Below are 20,918 nucleotides of genomic sequence, written 5' to 3'. Positions count from 1 at the left end.
GGAAGACGAGATGAGAGATTTCGTTGACGGCACCGCCTTTAACAATGAGCAAGGCAACCGTGCTCGTAAACTTTTCGCAGCTGTCGTTTTGGCTGCGCTGGATGATGCTATTGCCGACGACAAAAAGTATGGCAATGGCCCAGAACAGATCGCCCGCTGGGCACGCTCGCGCGATGGGCGCGAAGTGCTGTCTTGCGCGGGTATCGACCCAAATGAACGGGTTGTCAGCGGATTGATGGATTTCGTTGGTCGCGGTGTGCGGACTTCGGTCGCTCTTTCGCGCGAAGAAAGCGAGCGCCGCAACGCCGCCCAACAGGCCGAAGCCGCCTGATCACAGACACGAGTCTGTTTGAAAAAACGCGCCTCCTATTGATGGAGGCGTGTTTTTTTGTTGCATAGACCCCGAATATGAATTCCGGTGCGAAACTGCGCCCTCACCCGATGACTGAAAAATGATGACAATGCCGCGTCATCCGGGGCTTTCCCTTCACCGTTAAATCAGGTCATCTGCGCGTTAGCTAACAGGAGACACGGCATGGTTCGCGCCATCATGATTCAGGGCACAGGCAGCAATGTTGGAAAATCGGTTCTGGTGGCCGGATTGGCACGCGCCTATACGCGCCGAGGCCTGCGGGTTGCCCCGTTCAAACCGCAGAACATGTCGAATAACGCCGCAGTAACCGAAAATGGTGGCGAGATCGGGCGCGCGCAAGCCCTACAAGCGTTGGCGGCACGACGCGCCACACATACGGATATGAACCCGATCCTTTTGAAGCCTGAAACAGATACAGGCGCGCAGATCATCATTCAGGGCAAACGCGCCGGAACGATGCAGGCTGGCGATTACCGCAAGGATAAATCCAAGCTGATGACAGCCGCGCGCCAGAGTTTTGACCGGCTCTGCACCGACGCTGATCTGGTGTTGGTTGAAGGGGCCGGAAGCCCGGCCGAGACCAACCTGCGTCAGGGTGATATTGCCAATATGGGCTTCGCCTGCGCCGCGGGTGTGCCGGTCGTACTTGTCGGCGATATTCACCGAGGTGGGGTAATTGCTCAGATCGTCGGGACTCAGGCCGTGCTGGATGCTGGCGATCTGGCAATGATCCGAGGCTTTGCCATCAATCGCTTTAAGGGCGATGTATCCCTATTCGACGAAGGTCGCGATGACATCGCCGCTCGAACAGGCTGGGCCTGTATCGGTGTTGTGCCCTGGTTCGACGATGCATGGAAACTGCCAGCCGAAGATATGATGGACATCCGGTCCCACAGTGGCGGTTCCTGCAAGGTTGCAGTACCTCAGTTGGAACGGATGGCCAATTTTGATGATCTTGATCCGCTATCGGCAGAACCCGGCATCACGGTCGAGATCGTGCCCGCTGGCCGCGCGCTGCCCGGCGATGCGGATTTGGTCCTGCTTCCCGGAAGCAAATCAACCATTGGCGATTTGGCTTACTTTCGTGCGCAGGGCTGGGATATCGACCTTTATGCCCATGTGCGACGTGGCGGTCACGTGTTGGGATTATGCGGTGGCTACCAAATGCTAGGTAACACCATTGCTGATCCCGATGGTGTGGACGGGCGGCCAGGTACAGTCGATGGATTGGGGCTGTTGGATGTGGATACCGTTATGGTCGGCGAGAAAAAGGTGACCCTGCGGACTGCACGCGCCCTGCCGGGGCACCAACCGCTAACCGGATATGAGATCCATATGGGCCGCACCGAAGGCAACGATTGCACCCACGCTTGGCTGGAGGTCGAGGGCCGCCCGGAGGGCGCAGCTGATCGGACTGGCCGGATACGCGGAAGCTACCTACACGGTATATTCTCATCCGATCAATTTCGGGCCGACTACCTACAGCTTTTGGGAGTCTCTTCCACCCTGCACTATGAGGACGGTGTCGAAGATACGCTTGATCGTCTGGCCGACCATCTGGAACGACATATGGATCTGGACCGCTTGCTGGAACTGGCTGAAACGCCGATTAGAGGCTGACTTTTACTCGGCTTTTTGCTCGGCCAACGCACGGTAGATTTCGCGGCGAACCATTTTTCGAACGTTCCGCGTAATGCGTTCACCCAGTACGCCCTGCAGTTCTTCACGAACAACCTGCGCAATCAAAGAGCGCAAGCCATCTTCATCAAGCCGGGACATGGCAGCATCTGCTTCTGAACCTGTTGTATCCGCGGCAGCCGATACCTCTGGGTCCCGTACAAACACTGCCTTTTCAACAGTCTCTGTCTCTGCATCTGGGGCTTCGTCTTGGGGTTGCCATTCCAACGGTTGATTTGGCGTTCCGGAATAGGCATCTACGCTGTCACCGTCCGGCTCCCACTGATCTTCGGTCCGGGCGATCGCGGCTTCCAGCGCCTCAATTTTGGCACTTAGACTTTTGGCTATGCCCTCTTCCGCAACTGGATCAGGTGAATATTCTGTAGCCGACTCCGCTTCATCACCCGCAACAACATCACAGGCGCGCAGAAGCATCGGTTTCACCGATTTTTCAGCGCTGTACGCAGCATCCAGCTTTAAAGGCTGCGTCTCGACACCTGTTTGCTCGCCAACCCTGAGCGCATCAGTCAGAACAAGCCGCCCTGGCTTTCGCTCTGACTTGGAACGCACCAGATCGGGAACTTTTCGACCTTCTTCGCTGACCAGCCGCTTGACCGATGACAGTACGTCTTCGATCCCGGAGTTCACGACATTGTCTGTCATTGTTTTCTACCGCTCTAACCTCAGGTCCGAGTGTAGCCAAACAATGCAGACCTCACAACAGGCAGTATTGGGTGTTTAATCCCGACGCAGTGCTTTCAGGACCCGATCCAGATCTTTGCTCTGCTTGCTGACCTGCGCTGGAGCCTTCTTCACCAGGTTGTAGTAAAGGGTCGGATCGTAAATCTGAACCGCCAGACCCAAACGCTCGGCCGTGAGCAAACCTTGGGCCTGCAGCAACTGATAAGCCGCCAGAGATCGCTCGGTTCTGGAAGCAATTTCGGCAAGCTGCGCGTCCAGCAAATCCTGCTGAGCAGCCAGCACGTCCAGAGTGGTCCGCGCACCCAAAGTTGCCTCTTCGCGGATACCATCAAACGCAACTTCCGAGGCGCGCACACGTTCCGAAGAGGCCCTCAGGCTTGCGCTTGCAGTTTGAAACCGGACATAGGCATCAGACACACCCTGCGTAATGTTCTTTTGCACATTCAGCAGATTGGCACGTGACCCATCCCGCGAGGCCATTGCGCGGCGCACGCTTGCCGCGAGTCGACCACCCGCATAGATCGGCTGGCTGAAGTTCAGCGAGATACTCGCATCATTCACATAATCGTCGTCATCATAGCTCTCGGTGACGCCCGCATCAGCGTTCAGGCTGACATTCGGACCCAGGCCCGCGCGCTGCTGCTGCACGACCAGATCAAGGGCGCGCACCTGATGCTGGGCGGACAGAATGGATGGGTGATTGCGTTGGGCCAGGCTGACGGCCTCGCTCTGGGACCGGGGCAAGTTTGGCAGGCTGGGCTGACCAGCAGTACGGCCCGGCAGTTTGCCAACTGCGTTCACATATTCCGCCTGAGCAGTGCTCAGATCGCCGCGCGCATTCGCCAGATCGGCCTGCGAGCTTGCAAGCTGAGCCTGAGACAATGCGACGTCTGTGCGGGTAACTTCCCCAACTTCGAAACGATCCTGCGAGGCGCGAAGCTCTTCTGCGGACAGTTCAACGTTGTTTTGACGAATCGATACGGTCTCTTCCTGCAGCAGAACACTCAGGTAAGCGGTCGCCGCGCGGAATAGGACCTGCTGTTCGATATCGATCAGCGCCTGCCGGGTCGACAGCACCGTTTCCTGCGCTGATTGCTTGCCCAGAATCGAGGCTCCGCCATCGTATAAAAGCTGGCTCAGCGTCAGGCCCGAGAAGAAGTTCGAAGGATCAACACTGTTCGTAACACCACTGTTTCTGCTGCGCGTATAGTCTTGGCTAACCGCGACGGTCCAGTTGATAATAGGGCGCAAAGCCGACAGCGCGATCGCCACATCCTCGTCCGCAGCCCGCAGCAGCGCCCGGTTCTGTTCCAGCAAACCGCTGGTATTATAAGCTCCGATGAACGCATCAGTCAGGTTATCGGCCCAAACCGCCTTACCGGGCAACGTGCCCAGAGCAATACCCGCAGTCACTGCCAGAGTCCTGACCAGCTTGCCTCCTGCTGCAAAACGCATGGCGAAATCCTCTCAAATCAAAATAACGCAGCCCTCAGGGCAGTTTGCGTCTTTGTGTTGAACTAATCAAGGCAGCAGATAAATCTGCCCGCCGACTATAGCGAAAATGCACTCTCGGCCGAGAAAGCCTTCAGAACAGGTGCACTGGCGTTGAATGCCTGGCGCCATGTAACGCGATCGCCTGATTTGTGGCCTATACGGACTGTCCCAAGATCACCTTCCATGAACAGGCAGGCGATACGCCCATGATCTTTAAGCTGGTCAATCAATGCAGACGGAACCTCTTCTACGCCGCCCTGGATCATGACCACGTCATAAGGCCCATGCTCGGCAGCGCCCTCATCCAGCGGCCCCACGTGAACGACCACATTATCCGCGTCAGCCTCCATCAGCAGCGTTTGCGCTTCGGCAGCTAGCGCTTCATCCGCTTCCACCGCTACGACCAACTGCGCCATATGGGCTGCAACAGCCGTCGAATATCCCAGCGCCGGAGCAATATCCAGAACAACCTCATCATTGGTAATGTTCAGTACATCCAGCATCTTGGCCAGTGTTCTCGGTTCCAGAATGCAGCGTCCAGCCTCAAGTTCTATCAAACCCTCGACATAGGCGGCTTCGCGTTGCGCGTCTGGCACAAAATTCTCGCGCTTGACGGACAGCATGGCATCAATGATCGGGAACTTGGTAACGTCCGAAGGCCGGACCTGCGTATCGACCATGGTGCGGCGGCGGGCTGCGAAATCTGTCATTGGATCGCTCATTCATTTCCCAAGGTTGCTGGGCTTGTGCCACATCCCGGGCAAACCAGCAACGGCCCGCAAGCGGAAACTTTCGTCTGTCGTGAAGATTTTAGAGTGATCCGATTGGGTGATCCAATTTTCAGTTCGTCAAATTTAGACCGAACCCACTGGACGCCCCGGATTAAAGCTGCTAAAACGCCTGTCACACCACGGCAAGTATTTGATATTACTTGAAAAGGCGAGTTGGCGGAGTGGTGACGCAGCGGATTGCAAATCCGTGTACACCGGTTCGATTCCGGTACTCGCCTCCAATACTTTCAAACAGTTGCTTCGCATTCGGCTTTTCGAGCCTGCGACACGCCGTCTCGCTACAGCAGTGCTTTGCTGAGTGAAGCTTGGCACCGGATTGATCAGAAGGCGGTGAACTCACTGGCTCGGCCGGTAAATTTGACCGCTCTATCGATTCCACGCGATATGCCCTTTGAAGTGACGGGCCCGCGAATCCTTTCGTCTGGATATCTTCGAGGTGCAAAGCCCAAATTCGCCTGCGGTCATTTTGCATATGGCTGACCAAACATGCCGCTGACAGGCATTGGCAGGTCGCTTTTCCATTCTCGATGATTTCCGTGCGTCTGCCGCGCTTGACAAGCCCCCTGCCCGTGCCGCATGTCCCATCCGTTGGTGTCTGCACATGCAGATGAAAAGGGAATGCGTCAGCGGTCATCCGTCAAACGCAGCCGCCCCCGCGACCGTGACCGGAGAGGGTGCCCAAAGCCACTGGCCAGACAGGCCGGGAAGGCGGGACATCTGCCAGAGGCCAGCCTCTGACATCCGCAAGCCGGGAGACCTGCCAACATCCGAAGTTGAAACCGGACGGGGTGATCCGGTGTCGGGCCCATGTCGCAATACGTGGCCCGCATGAAACCCCGTCCCCCGCGAAGAGGATTTGGGGGGATGAGAGACATGACCGAGACCACACCTGTTGAACTGCTGGTGTGCACGACCTGCCGCCGCGGCCTGCCCGTCGAGAATGATGCAGATCGTCCTGGGGCGTTGCTGCACAAGGCGTTGGAGCAGGCAGAACTTCCTGATGGCGTCACTTTGAAGGCAGTAGAATGCCTTTCAAATTGCGATCAGGGCTGCTCGATTGTGCTGCGTGGCGGACCCGAACGTTGGACCTTTGTCTATGAGCATCTCGATGAAACCGATCATGTCGAGACCATTGTTGAAGGCGCGACCAAATATCTCGCGACCCAAGATGGCCTCGTTAAATGGCGCGAACGTCCTGAACATTTCCGCAAAAACTGTGCGGCCCGCATTCCCCCGATTGGAGCTTAGATATGAGCAATCTCGAAAAACTGCCCGTCACTGTGATCACCGGCTTTCTGGGCTCGGGAAAGACCACGCTGGTGCGTCATCTGATGCAGAACCCGCAGGGCAAGCGCCTGGCCATTGTGGTCAACGAGTTTGGAGATGTTGGCGTCGATGGCGATATCCTCAAATCCTGCGCGATCCCCGATTGCCCGGCGGAAAACATCATGGAATTGGCCAATGGATGCATCTGCTGCACCGTGGCAGATGATTTCATCCCGACCATCGAGGCGCTGATGGCGCTAGAACCGCGCCCCGATCACATTCTGATCGAAACCTCTGGCTTGGCCCTGCCTAAGCCGCTGCTGAAAGCGTTCGACTGGCCGGATATCCGCTCGAAAATCACCGTGGATGGCGTAATTGCTCTGGCCGATGCCGAAGCTGTGGCCGCCGGTCGCTTTGCCCCAAATGTCGCTGCGGTGGATGCCCAGCGCCTGGCCGATGACTCGATTGATCACGAAACGCCGCTATCCGAGGTGTTCGAGGACCAGATCTCCTGCGCCGACATCATTCTGCTGACCAAGCCTGATCTTGCTGGCCCCGAGGGGGTCGCCAAGGCCAAGGAAATCATCGCGGCAGAGGCTCCGCGCCCGCTGCCCGTGGTCGAAGTGGCCGAAGGCGCTGTGGATGTACGTGTTGTGCTGGGGCTTGAGGCCGCTGCCGAAGATGACATGGAGGCACGTCCCAGCCATCACGATGGCCACCACGATCACGAGCATGATGATTTCGAAAGCATCATTGTTGAACTGCCGGAACAGACCGATCCGGCCCAGTTGGTCGCCAATATCGAACGTCTGGCGAATGAACTGAACATCCTGCGGGTAAAAGGCTATGCCGCTGTTGCCGGCAAACCCATGCGCCTTTTGGTGCAGGCTGTCGGGGCCCGTGTGCGTCATCAGTACGACCGCCCGTGGGAGCCAGGTGAAGACCGCCGCTCGCGTCTGGTGGTCATCGCCGAACATGACGACATCAAAGAGGCCGAAATCCGCGATATCCTCGTGGGTGTAACCGAGGCTGCCGAGTAAGCCATGCACGTCGTCTTCCGCGAAAGCCACGGGTTAGAGGAAACGGAGACCCCAACCGATCTGGGCCAGAGCCCGGCGGATCTGGTGGTGCTGTCCTTTTCCGACAGTGACCTTGGCGCTTTCGCGGCAGGCTGGCATCGGGGGGGTGGACCCGAAGGTCGGATGCCGACCCTGCGGCTGGCCAATCTAACGGCGCTGAAGCACCCGCTTTCTGTCGACACCTATGTCGAGCAGACGCTGGAGGGCGCCAAAGGCATCCTGATCCGCCTGATCGGTGGCGTGCCCTACTGGTCCTATGGCTTGCAGCAGGTTCTGGCACTGGCTCAAGCCAAGGGCATTGCCGTTGCTGTGCTGCCTGCGGATGGACGTGAAGATACGCGGCTGGATGACTATTCTACCCTGCCCGTTTCAACCCTGCGGCGGCTGGCGCATCTTTGCGACACAGGCGGTGAGGTCGCAGCGCAGGCGGCACTGGCGCAGATGGCACTGGCAGCGGGGTTGTATGCCGGGCCGGTGATGGGTGCCAAGACGATCCCGGAATGCGGCGCGTGGTGCCCGGATCGGGGGGTCATCCCTGCGGACACAGCCTTCGACGGTGATGCCAAGCGCATCCTGGTGACTTTCTATCGTGCCTATCTGACCTCGGCTGACACGGCCCCTGTTGCAGCCGTGATCCACCGCCTACGCGCCCGTGGGTTCCAGGCCATCGGCCTGTTTGCGCAGTCCCTCAAGGCCCCTGCCGCCGCCGATTGGCTGCGCGAACAGGCCGTGGTGCTGGCCCCCTCGGCCATCATCAACGCTACATCCTTTTCGGGCAAAGGCGCCTCGGGCACCTCCCCGTTGGACGCCGCCAATGTGCCGGTGTTTCAGGTCGCCTTGTCCACCGCACGCCGCAAGGCCTGGGTCGATGCAGAACGCGGGCTGTCCCCCGCCGACCTCGCAATGCATGTGGTCCTGCCCGAGGTGGATGGCCGCATTTCGGCGGGCATCGCTTCGTTCAAGGAACCGGGCAAGCGCGACCCGTATCTGGAATACTCCCGTTTTGCCCACCGCCCCGAGCCGGAACGGGTTGAGGCGATCATTGATCGGGTGGACGGCTGGCTGCGCCTAAGCGACAAACCCAAGCCAGATCAGGTCCCAGCGTTGGTGCTGTCGACTTATCCCGGCAAGGACTGGCAGATGGCCCATGCGGTTGGCCTGGATGCGTTGGCCTCGGCCGAGGCGATGCTGTCCGATCTGCAGGCTGAAGGCTATGATACAGCACCCGGCGAACCGATAGCCGAGACGCTTTTGGATGCGCGACTGGCTTGGCCGCTCGCGGCCTATCAGACCGCGCTGGCAGACTTGCCGGAACAGTTGCAAACGGATTTGCAATCCGTTTGGGGCAAGCCTGAGGACGACCCGGTTTTTGCCGATGGTGCCTTCCACTTTACCGCCCTGAACCGGGGCAAGACGCTGATCGCGCTGCAACCCGAACGCGGCACGCCCGAGCTGCGCGATGACGACTATCACGACCTGTCCCGCACCCCGCGCCACAGCTATGTTGCCTTCTATCTCTGGCTGCGTAAGGGGCATGGCGCGGACGCGCTGATCCATATCGGCGCGCATGGCACGTTGGAATGGCTGCCAGGCAAATCGGTCGCCCTGTCCCAAAACTGCTGGCCTGAGGCGTTGGTCCGCGATCTGCCGGTGATCTACCCCTTTATCGTGAATGACCCCGGCGAGGCCGCACAGGCCAAGCGCCGGATCGGCGCGGTTACACTGGGCCATATCCCACCCCCGATGCGAACAAGTGACACGCCGGACCGTATGGTGCGGCTGGAATCCCTGCTGGACGAATTCTCGAACGCCGACGGGCTGGACCCCAAACGCCGCGACCGACTACAAGAAGACATACGGGATGAGGCGCAGGCCATTGGTCTGGAAAGCGATCTGGGTCTGAATCAGGCAACCTGTACCGCCGAAGCGATCACCCGTATCGACCGATTTGTCTGCGACATCAAAGAAAGCCAGTTCGGCGACGGCTTGCACGTCTTTGGCCGCGTCCCCGAAGTGACCGGCAATTTTGATGCCACGCCTTCGGCGCATGCGGAACGTCAATCACTTTTGGACGCACTGGCCGGGAAACGGATCGAGGCTGGCCCGTCTGGCTCACCCTATCGCGGGCGCTCGGACGTGCTGCCGACAGGGCGAAATCTTTACACCACCGATCCGCGTTCGGTTCCAACACGCGCGGCCTATACCCAAGGTGTCAAACTGGCCGAGGAACTAGTGCGACGACATCTGCAGGAAGAAGGCGATTACCCCAAGGGGCTGATTGTCGACCTCTGGGGCTCGGCCACGATGCGCACTGCGGGTGAAGAATTCGCCATGGCGCTTCACCTACTGGGTGTGAAACCGGTTTGGGACAAGGGGTCGGAGCGGGTTTCCGGTATCGAGGTGCTGCCAATCACTGATCTCAGCCGTCCACGGCTAGACGTGACCTTGCGTGTCTCGGGCCTGTTCCGCGATGTATTCCCGACGCTTTCTGCGCTGTATGGCCAAGCAGTGCGAGCATTGTGTGAACGGGACGAGGCAGCAGACTGGAACCCATATGCCGGGCAGGCACCCGCCGCCCGTGTCTATGGCCCCGCCCCCGGCAGCTATGGCCTGAACATGACGCAGCTATCCGAAATCTATACGGACGAAGCGCGGGCACAGGCCGGTCAGGCTTGGCTGGATGCCAGTTCCTTTGCGCTTGAGGGCGAGCAAATTGCACGGGATGTCGATGGTATTACCCAACGCGTTGCTCTTGCCGACAGCTTTGTTCACCTTCAGGACCTGACCGAAACCGATCTGCTGTTGGCCAATGACTATGCCACCCATGAGGCCGGTTTTGCCGCCGCTAAGAAAGTCACTGGCGGTACTGCGCAGCTGTACCATCTGGACAATACCAACCCAGACACCCCCCGCGCCCGAACCCTGTCTGAGGAAATCAGCCGCGTTGTCCACGCGCGCGCGGCTAATCCTGACTGGATCGCAGGAATGCAACGGCACGGATTTCGCGGCGCCGCCGAGATCGCGGCAACGCTGGATCATATGGCAAGCTTTGCCCATCTGTCGGGAACCGTTGCACCGCATCTGTTTGACATCTACCACGATGCCACACTGGGTAACGCCGAGGTTGATGCCTTTCTGCAAGAGAAGAACCCACAGGCGCATCAGGCCATGCAGGACCGGTTCCGTGCGCTGCTCGAGGCTGGCCTGTGGAACACGCGCCGAAACTCGATCCGAGCCGATCTGGAGGGGTTGGGATGAGTGCACCGATCGTTCAGGGCTGGTGCCCCGGCGCCCATCGCCCGATGATGTCGGGGGACGGGCTGGTCGTGCGGGTTCGGCCGCGGCTGGCGCGCCTTGAGGCAGCGCAGGTTTTGGGCCTGTGCGACCTGGCCGACCGGTTCGGCAATGGTACCATCGATCTGACCAACCGCGCCAATCTGCAACTGCGCGGTGTGGCCGAGGCCGATCACCAACCTTTGCTAGAAGAACTCGCTGCGCTGAACCTTTTGGATGCGGAACCGGGTATCGAGGTGCGGCGCAATATTCTGGTGACGCCGCTCTACCAATCCGGCGATCTTACCGCACGGCTGACGCAGGAACTGACCGACCGGTTGGGTGAATTGCCGTCGCTACCAGCCAAGTTTGGGTTTGCCATCGACACCGGACCAAATCGCCTGTTGGTCGGGGATTCCGCGGATATCCGGCTGGAGACAGGCCCCGAGGGGCTGATCCTACGCGCTGATGGGGCCGAAACAGGGCGTCGCGTGACCGAACAAATCGCCATCGACCACCTGATCGCGCTGGCCGAATGGTTCGCGGGTCACCACACTCCCGAGGCCCGGCGCATGGCCCGCGTGGTTGCGTCACAGGATTTGCCGTCAGAATGCCAAGGCAGCGCACCGGGTGATGTTGGCGTTCTGCCTGAGCCGGGCATCGTGGAACTGGGTGCGCTTTACGGAGCCGCGTTCGGTCAGTTGCCAGCGCGCGGGCTTGCGGGGCTGATTGAGACCTGCGGTGCCTCTGCGCTGCGGGTCACCCCTTGGCGGCTGTTCCTGATGGAAGGCGGGGCGGCGATACCCGCCCGAGCGTTCGTCACCGATGGCACCGACCCGCTGATGACCACTGACGCCTGCCCCGGCGCCCCGCTCTGCCCGCAGGCGCAGGTGGAGACCCGCGATATCGCCCGCGCGCTTGCCTCGCGTATTCCCGGCCACTTGCATGTCTCGGGCTGTGCCAAAGGATGCGCGCGCATGGGACCAGCTGATGTCACCCTGGTCGGCCACGATGGTCGATTTGATCTTGTCAAACAAGGCCGCGCGGGAGATGAGCCAAACCTGCGCGGGTTAAGCCCCGAAACACTTATGACCATGGACTTCACCTGATGCCCTATGAATACGAAACCGACGGCGCCGCGATCTACAAACAAAGCTTTGCCACCATCCGGTCCGAGGCCGATCTGGCACGGTTCGACGCCGATGAGGAACAGGTCGCCGTCCGGATGATCCACGCGGCAGGTATGGTGGGGCTGGAAGAGTTCGTGCATTTCTCAACCGGTTTTGTGACCTCGGCCCGTGCCGCGTTGGAAGACGGCGCACCGATCCTGTGCGACGCCCGCATGGTCAGCGAGGGTGTGACCCGGTTCCGCCTGCCCGCCGATAACGAGGTGGTCTGCACCCTGCACGACGAACGTGTGCGTCCGCTGGCTGCCGAGATGAGCAACACCCGGTCCGCCGCTGCGCTGGAGTTGTGGCGCCCGCATCTGCAAGGTGCCGTGGTGGCCATCGGTAATGCGCCCACCGCCCTGTTCCACCTGCTGAACATGCTGGAAGACCCCGACTGCCCGCGCCCTGCGGCCATCATCGGCTGCCCGGTGGGCTTTGTCGGTGCGGTCGAATCTAAAGACGCTCTGTGGGAGGCGCAGCCCGTGCCGTCCTGCATCGTCAAGGGCCGCCTCGGCGGCAGTGCCATCACAGTCGCAGCCATCAACGCCATCGCGAGCCGCGCCGAATGAACGCGGGCAAGATATACGGCGTGGGCCTCGGCCCCGGCGATCCGGACCTTATGAGCGTCCGGGCCGACCGCCTACTGCGCACAGCACGTCACGTGGCCTTTTTCCGAAAACCGGGTCGCAGTGGTCAGGCCCGCAAGATCGTCAATGGCATGATCCCAGAAGGCGCGGTGGAATTCCCGATGGAATACCCCGTGACCACAGAAATTCCATTGAGTGATCCGCGGTACAATGAGCTGCTCTCGGCGTTTTATGAAGATTGTGCCGCGCATCTGAAGACACTGTCGGATCAGGGCGAAGACGTGGTGGTCCTGTGTGAGGGAGATCCGTTTTTCTATGGATCATTCATGCATCTTTACAATCGCCTACGCAGCGGAGCTGAAGTAGAAGTCGTGCCTGCGATCACCGGAATGTCCGGCGCATGGACCGCAACTGGCGATCCGATCACATGGGGCGATGATGTTCTGACCGTGCTGGTAGGCACATTGCCCGAGGATGATCTTGCACATCGGATGGCGCAAACCGACGCGCTGGTAGTGATGAAGATCGGGCGCAATATCGACAAAGTGAAGCGGGCCTTGAAGACGGCCGGTTTGTATGACCGTGCTTGGATCGTGGAATACGCTCAGATGCCCAATCAACGCGTGTGCAAATTGTCGGAAAATTGCGAGGGGATCACTCCGTATTTCTCGATCATCATCGTTCACGGACAAGGGCGGCGGCCATGAGCGGTTGGGTCAAGATCGCAGGACTCGGGCCAGGAAACGAGGCTTTGGTGACGCCCGAAGTGACCGCTGCGCTGGCTGAGGCGACGGATGTCGTCGGCTACATTCCTTACGTCGCGCGCATCGCCGAACGCCCCGGCCTGACGCTGCATGCCAGCGACAACCGGGTTGAGATCGACCGTTCGCAGCATGCGTTGCAAATGGCGGCCGAAGGGAAGCGCGTAGTGGTCGTATCCTCGGGCGATCCGGGTGTATTTGCCATGGCAGCAGCGGTGTTCGAAGCGCTGGAGAACGGCCCCCGTGAATGGCGAGACCTACCGGTTGAAGTGCTGCCCGGGATCACTGCGATGCTTGCGGCCTCCGCCCGCGCTGGTGCCCCGCTGGGGCATGATTTCTGCACCATCAACCTGAGTGACAACCTCAAACCTTGGCCTCTGATTGAGAAGCGCCTGCGTCTGGCCGCGCAAGCGGATTTCGCGATGGCGTTTTACAACCCCCGCTCGAAATCTCGCCCCGAAGGCTTTGTCAAAACGCTGGAAATCCTGCGCGAAGAATGTGAACCCGAGCGGCTGATCCTGTTCGCCCGCGCTGTCAGCCGGGCGGATGAGGCAATCCGGATTTCGACATTGGTCGAGGCCACGCCTGATATGGCCGATATGCAGACCGTGGTGATCGTCGGCTCATCCTTAACCCGCGTGATAGAACGCGACGGTGATCCCATCGTCTATACGCCGAGGTTCACACCCGAATGAGCCAGCCAGTCCAGAACCTGCGGAACGCTCGACAGTTCCAGCCGCTGCGGCAGGGCTGGACGGTCGATCATCAACACCGGTATGTCCAGAGCCCGCGCGGCGTCCAGCTTGGCGCGCGCGCCGGCGCCGCCCGCGTTCTTGGATACCACCAGCTGCGTGCCGTGGCGCTGCATCAACGCCCGGTCATCAGCCTCGGCAAAGGGTCCGCGCGCCACGACAACCTCGCAATTCGGCAAGGGCAGGACATCGGGTTCATCCACCAGCCGCAACAGGTAATGGTGCTGGGGCTGGCTGACGAAATCTTCGAGATGCATGCGCCCGACCGCAAGAAACACGCGCTGCGGATTACCGGACAAAGCGGCCACCGCTGCGGCGATATCCGGGACGCGCAGCCAGGTGTCACCGGGCTGCGGTGCCCATTCGGGCCGTGTCAGCGCAACAAGTGGAATCTGCGCCGCATGGCAGGCCTCAATCGCGTTATGGCTCATCCCGGCGGCAAAAGGGTGGGTAGCGTCGATCACGTGGCTTATGCTGTGGTCATGGATATATTTCACCAGCCCTTCGGCCCCACCGAACCCGCCAATACGCACCGACAGAGGTTGCGGGCGCGGGTTGTCCACGCGTCCTGCATAGGAGTACGTCGCGGGAATACCCCGGTCGGCAATGGCTTTTGCCAGCGCGTTGGCCTCGGTCGTGCCGCCCAATATCAGGAGGTTGGACATGTCTGAAGCTCCGTGGCTGACCGTTTTGGGTTTGGGCGAAGATGGACTGGATGGCTTGCCCCCCGCAAGCCGTCAAGTGCTGGAACGCGCTGAAATCATCATGGGGCCACCGCGACACCTGTCCTTGGTTCCCGATTTCGGAGCCCAGCAGGTGGAATGGCCTGTGCCCTTTGCCGATGGTCTGCCGATCCTGACCGGTTTTCGCGGGCGATCAACCGTGGTTCTGGCCTCGGGCGATCCGTTCTGGTTCGGCGCCGGATCCGTGATCGCGCGGAATTTCGAAGCCGGGGAATGGGCCGCCCTGCCCGGCCAATCGACGTTTTCGCTGGCCGCTGCGCGGTTGGGCTGGCCGCTGGAAAGCACGCAGACATTTGGTCTGCACGCGGCCCCGCTGACCCGGCTGCGCCCGCATCTGGCCCCCGGCCTGCGCGCAATTCTGCTGTTGCGCGATGGTAAGGCCGTGACGGAACTTGCCACCTATCTGACTGACACCGGCTTTGCCGACACACACCTACATGTGATGGAGGCCCTGGGTGGCCCGCGCGAACGGGCGCGCAGTGTCTCGCTGACCGAGGCGCTGCTGGGTGGGTTCGATCACCCGGTCTGCGTCGGGCTCGAGGTTGCTGGCGGCGGGCAGGCCTTTCCGCGCGCCTCTGGCAAACCGGATGAGATTTTTGAGACCGACGGCCAGATCACCAAACGCCCTATCCGTGCGCTGACCCTTTCGGCGCTGGCCCCGCAGCGGGACGAGCATCTGTGGGACATTGGCGGCGGCACCGGGTCAATCAGCATCGAATGGCTGATGTGTGATCCAACGCTCAGCGCCACAACGATCGAACCCCGCGAAGACCGCGCCGAGCGCATTCGCCGAAATGCCGACGCGCTGGGTCAAGACCGGCTGCAGGTGGTGCACGGCAGCGCCCCGGATGCGCTTGACGGCCTGCCCCTGCCCGATGTGGTGTTCATAGGTGGCGGGCTAAGCGGGGATCTGTTGCAATGGCTGCAAGCGGCTCTGCCATCTGGAACGCGGCTTGTGGCCAATGCTGTGACACTGGAGAGCGAAGCTCTGCTGGCGCAATGGCAGAATATGCTGGGCGGTGAGCTGCTACGGATCGAACTGGCACAGGCTTCAGCCCTGGGGCCGCGGCGCGGTTGGAAATCGGCCTATCCGGTGGTGCAATGGAGCGTCACGCTATGATCGTCGCAGGCATCGGATTTTCCTCGACCGCCACGGTGAACAGCCTGCGCGCCGCCTATGATCAGGCCAGTATCGGCCAATCTGTGGACGCGCTGGCCACGGTTGCCGACAAGGAAGGCCACGCCGCGCTGACAGATTTCGCCTCGGCCATTGCCCTGCCATTGCATTTCATTGCCCCCGCCGATTTGGCTGGGCAGCGCACCCTCACCTGCTCGACCCGCAGCCGCGCCACCTATGGCACCGGCAGCGTCGCCGAAGCATCCGCCCTTGCCGCCGCCGGACCTGGTGCGCGGCTGATCTCACCCCGACAGATTTCAGACGACCGGCTGGCCACCTGCGCCATCGCCATCGGAGGACAGACATGACCGTTCATTTCATTGGCGCTGGACCGGGCGCCGCCGACCTGCTGACCCTGCGGGGGCGCGATATCATCGCCGCTTGCCCGGTCTGCCTGTATGCGGGTTCGCTGGTGCCAGAGGAAATTCTGGGCCATTGCCCCGACGACGCCAAGATCGTGAACACGGCGGCGATGGATCTGGATCAAATCATGGCCGAGATCGAGACCGCACATCAGGCCGGTCTGGATGTTGCGCGACTGCATTCCGGCGACCTGTCGGTCTGGTCCGCGATGGGCGAGCAGATCCGCCGCCTGAAAGAGCTGGGCATCCCGGTCAGCGTGACCCCTGGCGTGCCGTCTTTTGCCGCTGCGGCCGCATCACTGGGCACGGAACTGACCCTGCCCGGACTTGCGCAATCAGTGGTCCTGACCCGGACACCGGGACGCGCATCGTCGATGCCCGAGGGCGAAACGTTGGCGAATTTTGCCCGTACCGGGGCGACGCTGGCCATCCACCTGTCGATCGGCAATCTAGACACTGTGATCGCCGATCTGACCCCGGCCTATGGCGCCGAATGCCCGGTGGCCGTGGTCTATCGTGCCAGCTGGCCCGACGAACAGATCATCCGTGCGACGCTGGCGACGCTGAAAGACGCGCTGGACGAGAGCATCTCACGCACAGCGCTGATCATGGTGGGTCCAGCACTGGCTGGTGAAGGGTTTGACGAAAGCTGCCTGTATTCTAAGGATTACGACCGCCGGTATCGCCCGCAAAGCGCGGACAGCCCTTGGTCAACCTGGAGCCATGGTGATGACTAACCCTCCGGGTATTCTGATTTCGGCACCGTCTTCGGGGACTGGCAAGACCACCGTGATGCTGGGCCTGCTGCGTGCGCTGGCCGAGGATGGCCTGACCGTCCAACCATTCAAAAGCGGCCCTGACTATATCGACCCGGCCTTTCACCGGGCGGCGGCTGGGCGCGCCTCGTTCAATCTGGACAGCTGGGCGATGGGCGATCCTCTGCTGAACGCAATATCGGCACAGGCTGACGGCGCGGATATCGTCGTAGCCGAAGGATCGATGGGTCTGTTCGACGGTGTCGCCAAACCCGGTGAGATTGGCCATGGATCTAGCGCGGAAACTGCGCAGCGTATGGGCTGGCCTGTGGTGTTGGTTCTGGATGTCGGCGGTCAGGCGCAATCAGCTGCAGCCACGGCGCTGGGGTTTCGGATGTACAACCCCGACCTGCCCTTTGCCGGGGTAATTTTGAACCGCTGCGCCAGCCCGCGTCACGAGCGTCTGACCCGGTTGGGTATGGAACGTGCAGGCCTGCCGGTTCTGGGCGTTCTGCCACGACGCGGAGACCTGACACTTCCCGAGCGGCACTTAGGTTTGATCCAGGCGGTGGAACATCCCGATCTGGAAAGCGCCATTGTCGGCTATGCTGCGTTCCTGCGTGAACATGTCGATCTGGAGGCGATCAAGCGGGCGGCTTCCTCAAGCCCAGATAGGCCATCGTCAGCCGTGCTGCCGCGCCCTCCGGCGCAGCGGATCGCACTGGCCCGGGATGCTGCGTTTTCGTTCACCTATCCGCATTTGCTGGAAGGCTGGCGCGCGGCGGGTGCAGAAATCCTACCATTTTCACCACTGGCGAATGAAGCCCCTGCCCCGGATGCCGATCTGGTCTGGCTGCCGGGTGGGTATCCCGAGTTGCACGCAGGCACATTGGCCGCTGCCAACACCTTCCAGACTGGGCTGCGCAAACATGCCGAGACAAGACCTGTGCACGGCGAATGCGGGGGCTACATGGCGCTGGGTCAGGCGTTGATCGACAAAGACGGAGTCCAGCACGAAATGGCGGGCCTTCTGGGCCTTGTGACCTCCTATGAAAAGCGCAAGTTCAACCTGGGTTATCGCAAGGCAGAATTACTGGCCTCGATGGCCGGATTTGCCGAAGGCACAGCGCTACGCGGGCATGAGTTCCACTATTCCTCGATCATCGAACAGCCTGACGCGCCGCTGGCACGCGTGTTCGACGCCGAAGGCGCGGAAGGCCCGCAAACCGGATCGGTGCGAGGCAATGTCACTGGGACATTCTTTCATCTGATCGCCGAGGCCTCGGCATGAGTGGTTTTGTGTCCTTCATCGGTTCAGGCCCCGGCGACTCGGAATTGCTGACGCTGAAGGCGGTAGACAGGTTGCAGAAAGCTGATGCGGTGCTGTTTGACGACCTCAGCAGCGGCCCGATCCTGAGCCATGCCCGCGAGGATGCTGACCTGGTTGGTGTCGGCAAACGCGCCGGGCGCCCCTCGCCCAAGCAGGATCACGTCAGCCGCTTGTTGGTCGAATATGCACAAACCGGTCAGCATGTTGTGCGGTTGAAATCCGGTGATGGCGGCATGTTCGGCCGGCTTGAAGAAGAACTGGTGGCCCTGCAAGAGGCCGGGATCGACTATGAAATCATCCCCGGCATCCCCTCGGCGGTAGCGGCGGCGGCAGCGGCAGGCATTCCGCTGACCCGGCGACTGACCGCGCGGCGCGTGCAATTCGTCACCGGCCACGATGTCAGTGGCAAACTGCCCGAAGATCTGAACCTGGCAGCACTGGCTGATCCACAGGCTACGACCGTCGTATTTATGGGCAAGCGCACCTTTCCCCTTTTGGTTGGCGCCCTGCATTCGCACGGCCTACCGCTGGACACGCCTGCATTGATGGCCGAATCCGTCTCGACCCCCGAACAAAAGCTGCAACGCTCGACCATCGGTGCCTTGTCGCAGCAGTTGGAAACCGAGATCGGCACCGCCCCGGCCCTGATCCTGTATGGACCTCTGGCAGAGTTCGAAAATGATTGACCTGACGCTGATCGGTATTGGCACCGGCAACCCGGATCATGTGACATTTCAAGGGGCGCAGGCGATCCGTTCGGCGGACCTGATCCTGATCCCCCGCAAGGGCGAAAACAAGGCCGATCTGGCAGGGCTGCGCGAGCAGATCATCGCTCAGGTCGCGGATACTCCTCCGCAAATCGCGTATTTCGACATTCCCAAACGCCGTGCCGATGATGGCTATTTACGCGGAGTGGACGAATGGCACGACGCGATTGCATTGCGCTGGCAGGAGGCCATCGCAGCCCACCCGAAGGCCCGTCATGTGGCGCTGCTGATCTGGGGGGATCCGTCGCTGTATGACAGTTCGCTGCGAATCGCGGCACGTTTGACCCCTCAGCCAGAAACACGCGTGATTCCCGGCATCACAGCGCTGCAAGCGCTGACGGCGGCCCATGCGATTCCGATCAACGAACTGGGCGCGCCCTATATCGTCACAACTGGTCGTCGCATCCGGGACGAAGGATGGCCGGAAACCGCAGAAAACGTGGCGGTGATGCTGGATGGTGAATGTTCATTCCAAAACCTGGACATGGAAGACTTGGACATTTGGTGGGGCGCATATGTCGGCATGAAAGAGGAAATCCTGATCAAAGGCCCTTTGGCCGAGGTTGCGCAGCAGATTCTGGACCGCCGCGCCCATGCCCGTGCCGACCATGGTTGGATCATGGATATTTATTTGCTGAAAAAGCGCATAATCTGACACAATACGTCGCAAATGATGATTGCACCGCCACAGCTATAGCGGCTAAATGGGGGTGTCTGGTCCTGCCGGAGAAATCCGGATGCTAAGAGGGAATTTGGTGCGACTGCCTCGGTGGTCAACTCCAAAGCCGCCCCCGCGACTGTAAGCGGAGAGCCCCTGTTCAACCAGCCACTCCCGGTTCTCCGGGGGGAAGGCGAACAGAGGCATCGACCCGCAAGCCAGGAGACCTGCCAGGCGCAAAAACGAAACACCGGCCGTCGGGTGCGGCGGCAGAGGAGAATACAAAATGGCAACACAAACGAAAACAGCATCCGCCGCGCGTACAGGCTTTGTTCCGGTCATGTTTGCAGTGGTTCTGGGTCTGGGCCTCATTACGCTGACCGGTCACGTTCAGGCAGCGGCCCTGCATGATGCAGCGCATGACGTGCGTCACGCGACCGGCTTCCCCTGCCACTAAGACCGTGTTCAGTCGTATATTGACCAGCGCGTTGTTCGCTGGTGCTGCAGCGGGGCTGATTGCCGCCTTGCTGCAGTTGGTATTTGTGCAACCAGTATTGTTGCATGCCGAGCTTTATGAATCCGGAGAGCTGGTGCATTTCGGGGCCGAGACCGTATCGGCTCATCCCGAACTGCCGCGCATGTTCTCTGAACTGACGCGTGATGCGCTGAGTGTCATCTTTACCATGCTGACCTATACCGGCTATGCGCTGGTGATGGTTGCGCTGATGTCGGTAGCCGAAGGTCAAGGGCATCAGATTGATGGCCGGACCGGCGTTCTTTGGGGGTTGGCCGGATTTATCGCCTTCCACCTTGCACCAGGTTTCACCCTGGCGCCCGAAGTGCCGGGTGTCGCAGCAGCCGATGTCTATGCACGTCAGGTCTGGTGGTTCGCAACGGTTGCAGCAGCCCTTGTCGCCATGTGGTTGATCGCCTTTGGAGGTAACCTGATCAGCTATGTGATCGCCGCGGTACTTCTGTTGGTGCCACATCTTATCGGTGCACCCGAGCCCGATGTTTTCACCGGCCCTGTGCCGACTGAAATTGGCGCATTGTTCGCGGCACGAGCTTTTGGAATCGGTCTGGTTGCATGGGTTCTGGTTGGCGCGTTCGCTGGCTATTTCTGGCAGAAAGAAGCGCAACCTTCCGAAGCAACGGCCTGATCGCACTTCGATTGAACGCGCCGGGTGTAAACTTGGCGCGTT

At 60.6% G+C, this 20,918-nt stretch carries 21 protein-coding genes, 1 tRNA gene and 2 riboswitches; of the genes, 18 read left to right on the top strand and 4 right to left on the bottom strand.

The window, feature by feature from the left end:
* Window positions 1–10 precede the first annotated feature (10 nt).
* Together AC2FIC_RS08435 and AC2FIC_RS08430 are read left to right on the top strand one after the other, a co-directional pair.
* On the top strand, window positions 11–331 hold the full coding sequence (locus tag AC2FIC_RS08435; protein WP_108785849.1) for a DUF6280 family protein: 321 nt from the start codon (window positions 11–13) through the stop codon (window positions 329–331).
* Between the two features lie 204 nt (window positions 332–535).
* Complete coding sequence (locus AC2FIC_RS08430) at window positions 536–1,993, top strand: cobyric acid synthase (protein ID WP_496870127.1); 1,458 nt, start codon at window positions 536–538, stop codon at window positions 1,991–1,993.
* Between the two features lie 3 nt (window positions 1,994–1,996).
* On the opposite strand, the gene AC2FIC_RS08425 is transcribed toward AC2FIC_RS08430, so the two are convergent.
* The 3 genes from AC2FIC_RS08425 to AC2FIC_RS08415 form a co-directional block, all read right to left on the bottom strand.
* Window positions 1,997–2,713, bottom strand: coding sequence for a hypothetical protein (locus AC2FIC_RS08425; protein WP_496692409.1), 717 nt, complete (start codon window positions 2,711–2,713; stop codon window positions 1,997–1,999).
* A gap of 75 nt (window positions 2,714–2,788) precedes the next feature.
* Complete coding sequence (locus AC2FIC_RS08420) at window positions 2,789–4,207, bottom strand: TolC family outer membrane protein (protein WP_496692410.1); 1,419 nt, start codon at window positions 4,205–4,207, stop codon at window positions 2,789–2,791.
* 95 nt (window positions 4,208–4,302) lie between these two features.
* Window positions 4,303–4,956, bottom strand: a complete 654-nt coding sequence (locus AC2FIC_RS08415) for a protein-L-isoaspartate O-methyltransferase family protein (protein WP_496692411.1) — start codon at window positions 4,954–4,956, stop codon at window positions 4,303–4,305.
* Between the two features lie 228 nt (window positions 4,957–5,184).
* Here AC2FIC_RS08415 and AC2FIC_RS08410 point away from each other — a divergent pair.
* The 8 genes from AC2FIC_RS08410 to cobJ all read left to right on the top strand — a co-directional run bounded on the left by AC2FIC_RS08410 (window position 5,185) and on the right by cobJ (window position 13,867).
* A tRNA-Cys gene (locus AC2FIC_RS08410) sits at window positions 5,185–5,258 on the top strand.
* A gap of 351 nt (window positions 5,259–5,609) precedes the next feature.
* A riboswitch (cobalamin riboswitch) is annotated at window positions 5,610–5,816 on the top strand.
* A gap of 94 nt (window positions 5,817–5,910) precedes the next feature.
* Entirely contained in the window at window positions 5,911–6,285 is a 375-nt protein-coding gene (locus tag AC2FIC_RS08405) for a DUF1636 family protein (RefSeq protein ID WP_496688588.1), read from the top strand.
* A 2-nt stretch (window positions 6,286–6,287) separates the two neighbouring features.
* Window positions 6,288–7,343 carry a cobalamin biosynthesis protein CobW gene (gene cobW / locus AC2FIC_RS08400; RefSeq protein WP_496692412.1) on the top strand — a complete coding sequence of 352 codons (1,056 nt, stop codon included), beginning with the start codon at window positions 6,288–6,290 and terminating at the stop codon, window positions 7,341–7,343.
* A gap of 3 nt (window positions 7,344–7,346) precedes the next feature.
* A complete protein-coding gene (cobN, locus tag AC2FIC_RS08395) occupies window positions 7,347–10,640 on the top strand; it encodes a cobaltochelatase subunit CobN (protein WP_496692413.1) in 3,294 nt (1,097 codons plus the stop codon).
* Window positions 10,637–11,764 (top strand): ferredoxin-like domain-containing protein, encoded by a 1,128-nt coding sequence (locus tag AC2FIC_RS08390; protein ID WP_496692414.1) that lies wholly within the window; start codon window positions 10,637–10,639, stop codon window positions 11,762–11,764. Before cobN ends, AC2FIC_RS08390 begins: the two co-directional genes overlap by 4 nt.
* Window positions 11,764–12,393: a precorrin-8X methylmutase gene (locus tag AC2FIC_RS08385; RefSeq protein ID WP_496692415.1), complete on the top strand. Its 630-nt coding sequence runs from the start codon at window positions 11,764–11,766 to the stop codon at window positions 12,391–12,393. Before AC2FIC_RS08390 ends, AC2FIC_RS08385 begins: the two co-directional genes overlap by 1 nt.
* The gene (locus tag AC2FIC_RS08380; protein ID WP_496692416.1) at window positions 12,390–13,118 is read left to right on the top strand and encodes a precorrin-2 C(20)-methyltransferase; all 729 of its coding nucleotides are present in this window, start codon (window positions 12,390–12,392) and stop codon (window positions 13,116–13,118) included. Before AC2FIC_RS08385 ends, AC2FIC_RS08380 begins: the two co-directional genes overlap by 4 nt.
* A complete protein-coding gene (gene cobJ, locus AC2FIC_RS08375; protein ID WP_496692417.1) occupies window positions 13,115–13,867 on the top strand; it encodes a precorrin-3B C(17)-methyltransferase in 753 nt (250 codons plus the stop codon). The genes AC2FIC_RS08380 and cobJ overlap by 4 nt, the downstream gene beginning before the upstream one ends.
* On the opposite strand, the gene AC2FIC_RS08370 is transcribed toward cobJ, so the two are convergent.
* The gene (locus AC2FIC_RS08370) at window positions 13,840–14,589 is read right to left on the bottom strand and encodes a cobalt-precorrin-6A reductase (protein WP_496692418.1); all 750 of its coding nucleotides are present in this window, start codon (window positions 14,587–14,589) and stop codon (window positions 13,840–13,842) included. The two genes, cobJ and AC2FIC_RS08370, sit on opposite strands and share 28 nt — an antisense overlap.
* Between AC2FIC_RS08370 and cbiE the strand changes: the two genes are divergently transcribed.
* From cbiE to AC2FIC_RS08330, 8 genes are all read left to right on the top strand, one after another.
* The gene (gene cbiE, locus AC2FIC_RS08365; RefSeq protein ID WP_496692419.1) at window positions 14,588–15,787 is read left to right on the top strand and encodes a precorrin-6y C5,15-methyltransferase (decarboxylating) subunit CbiE; all 1,200 of its coding nucleotides are present in this window, start codon (window positions 14,588–14,590) and stop codon (window positions 15,785–15,787) included. The genes AC2FIC_RS08370 and cbiE overlap by 2 nt on opposite strands.
* Window positions 15,784–16,152 carry a cobalamin biosynthesis protein gene (locus AC2FIC_RS08360; RefSeq protein WP_496692462.1) on the top strand — a complete coding sequence of 123 codons (369 nt, stop codon included), beginning with the start codon at window positions 15,784–15,786 and terminating at the stop codon, window positions 16,150–16,152. The genes cbiE and AC2FIC_RS08360 overlap by 4 nt, the downstream gene beginning before the upstream one ends.
* Window positions 16,149–16,943 (top strand): precorrin-4 C(11)-methyltransferase, encoded by a 795-nt coding sequence (gene cobM, locus AC2FIC_RS08355; RefSeq protein WP_496692420.1) that lies wholly within the window; start codon window positions 16,149–16,151, stop codon window positions 16,941–16,943. The genes AC2FIC_RS08360 and cobM overlap by 4 nt, the downstream gene beginning before the upstream one ends.
* Window positions 16,930–18,252: a cobyrinic acid a,c-diamide synthase CobB gene (locus tag AC2FIC_RS08350; RefSeq protein ID WP_496692421.1), complete on the top strand. Its 1,323-nt coding sequence runs from the start codon at window positions 16,930–16,932 to the stop codon at window positions 18,250–18,252. Before cobM ends, AC2FIC_RS08350 begins: the two co-directional genes overlap by 14 nt.
* On the top strand, window positions 18,249–18,977 hold the full coding sequence (gene cobA, locus AC2FIC_RS08345; RefSeq protein ID WP_496692422.1) for a uroporphyrinogen-III C-methyltransferase: 729 nt from the start codon (window positions 18,249–18,251) through the stop codon (window positions 18,975–18,977). Before AC2FIC_RS08350 ends, cobA begins: the two co-directional genes overlap by 4 nt.
* Window positions 18,970–19,713, top strand: a complete 744-nt coding sequence (gene cobF, locus AC2FIC_RS08340) for a precorrin-6A synthase (deacetylating) (protein WP_281971820.1) — start codon at window positions 18,970–18,972, stop codon at window positions 19,711–19,713. Before cobA ends, cobF begins: the two co-directional genes overlap by 8 nt.
* A gap of 43 nt (window positions 19,714–19,756) precedes the next feature.
* A riboswitch (cobalamin riboswitch) is annotated at window positions 19,757–19,965 on the top strand.
* A gap of 37 nt (window positions 19,966–20,002) precedes the next feature.
* Window positions 20,003–20,173 (top strand): CbtB domain-containing protein, encoded by a 171-nt coding sequence (locus AC2FIC_RS08335; RefSeq protein ID WP_142632876.1) that lies wholly within the window; start codon window positions 20,003–20,005, stop codon window positions 20,171–20,173.
* A gap of 4 nt (window positions 20,174–20,177) precedes the next feature.
* The gene (locus AC2FIC_RS08330; protein ID WP_496692423.1) at window positions 20,178–20,876 is read left to right on the top strand and encodes a CbtA family protein; all 699 of its coding nucleotides are present in this window, start codon (window positions 20,178–20,180) and stop codon (window positions 20,874–20,876) included.
* Window positions 20,877–20,918: the final 42 nt, after the last annotated feature.

Source organism: Ruegeria sp. CDSC079 (assembly GCF_059610505.1).
Note: the sequence above shows the minus strand (reverse complement) of the source record. Positions and strands in the feature narration are given on the sequence as shown.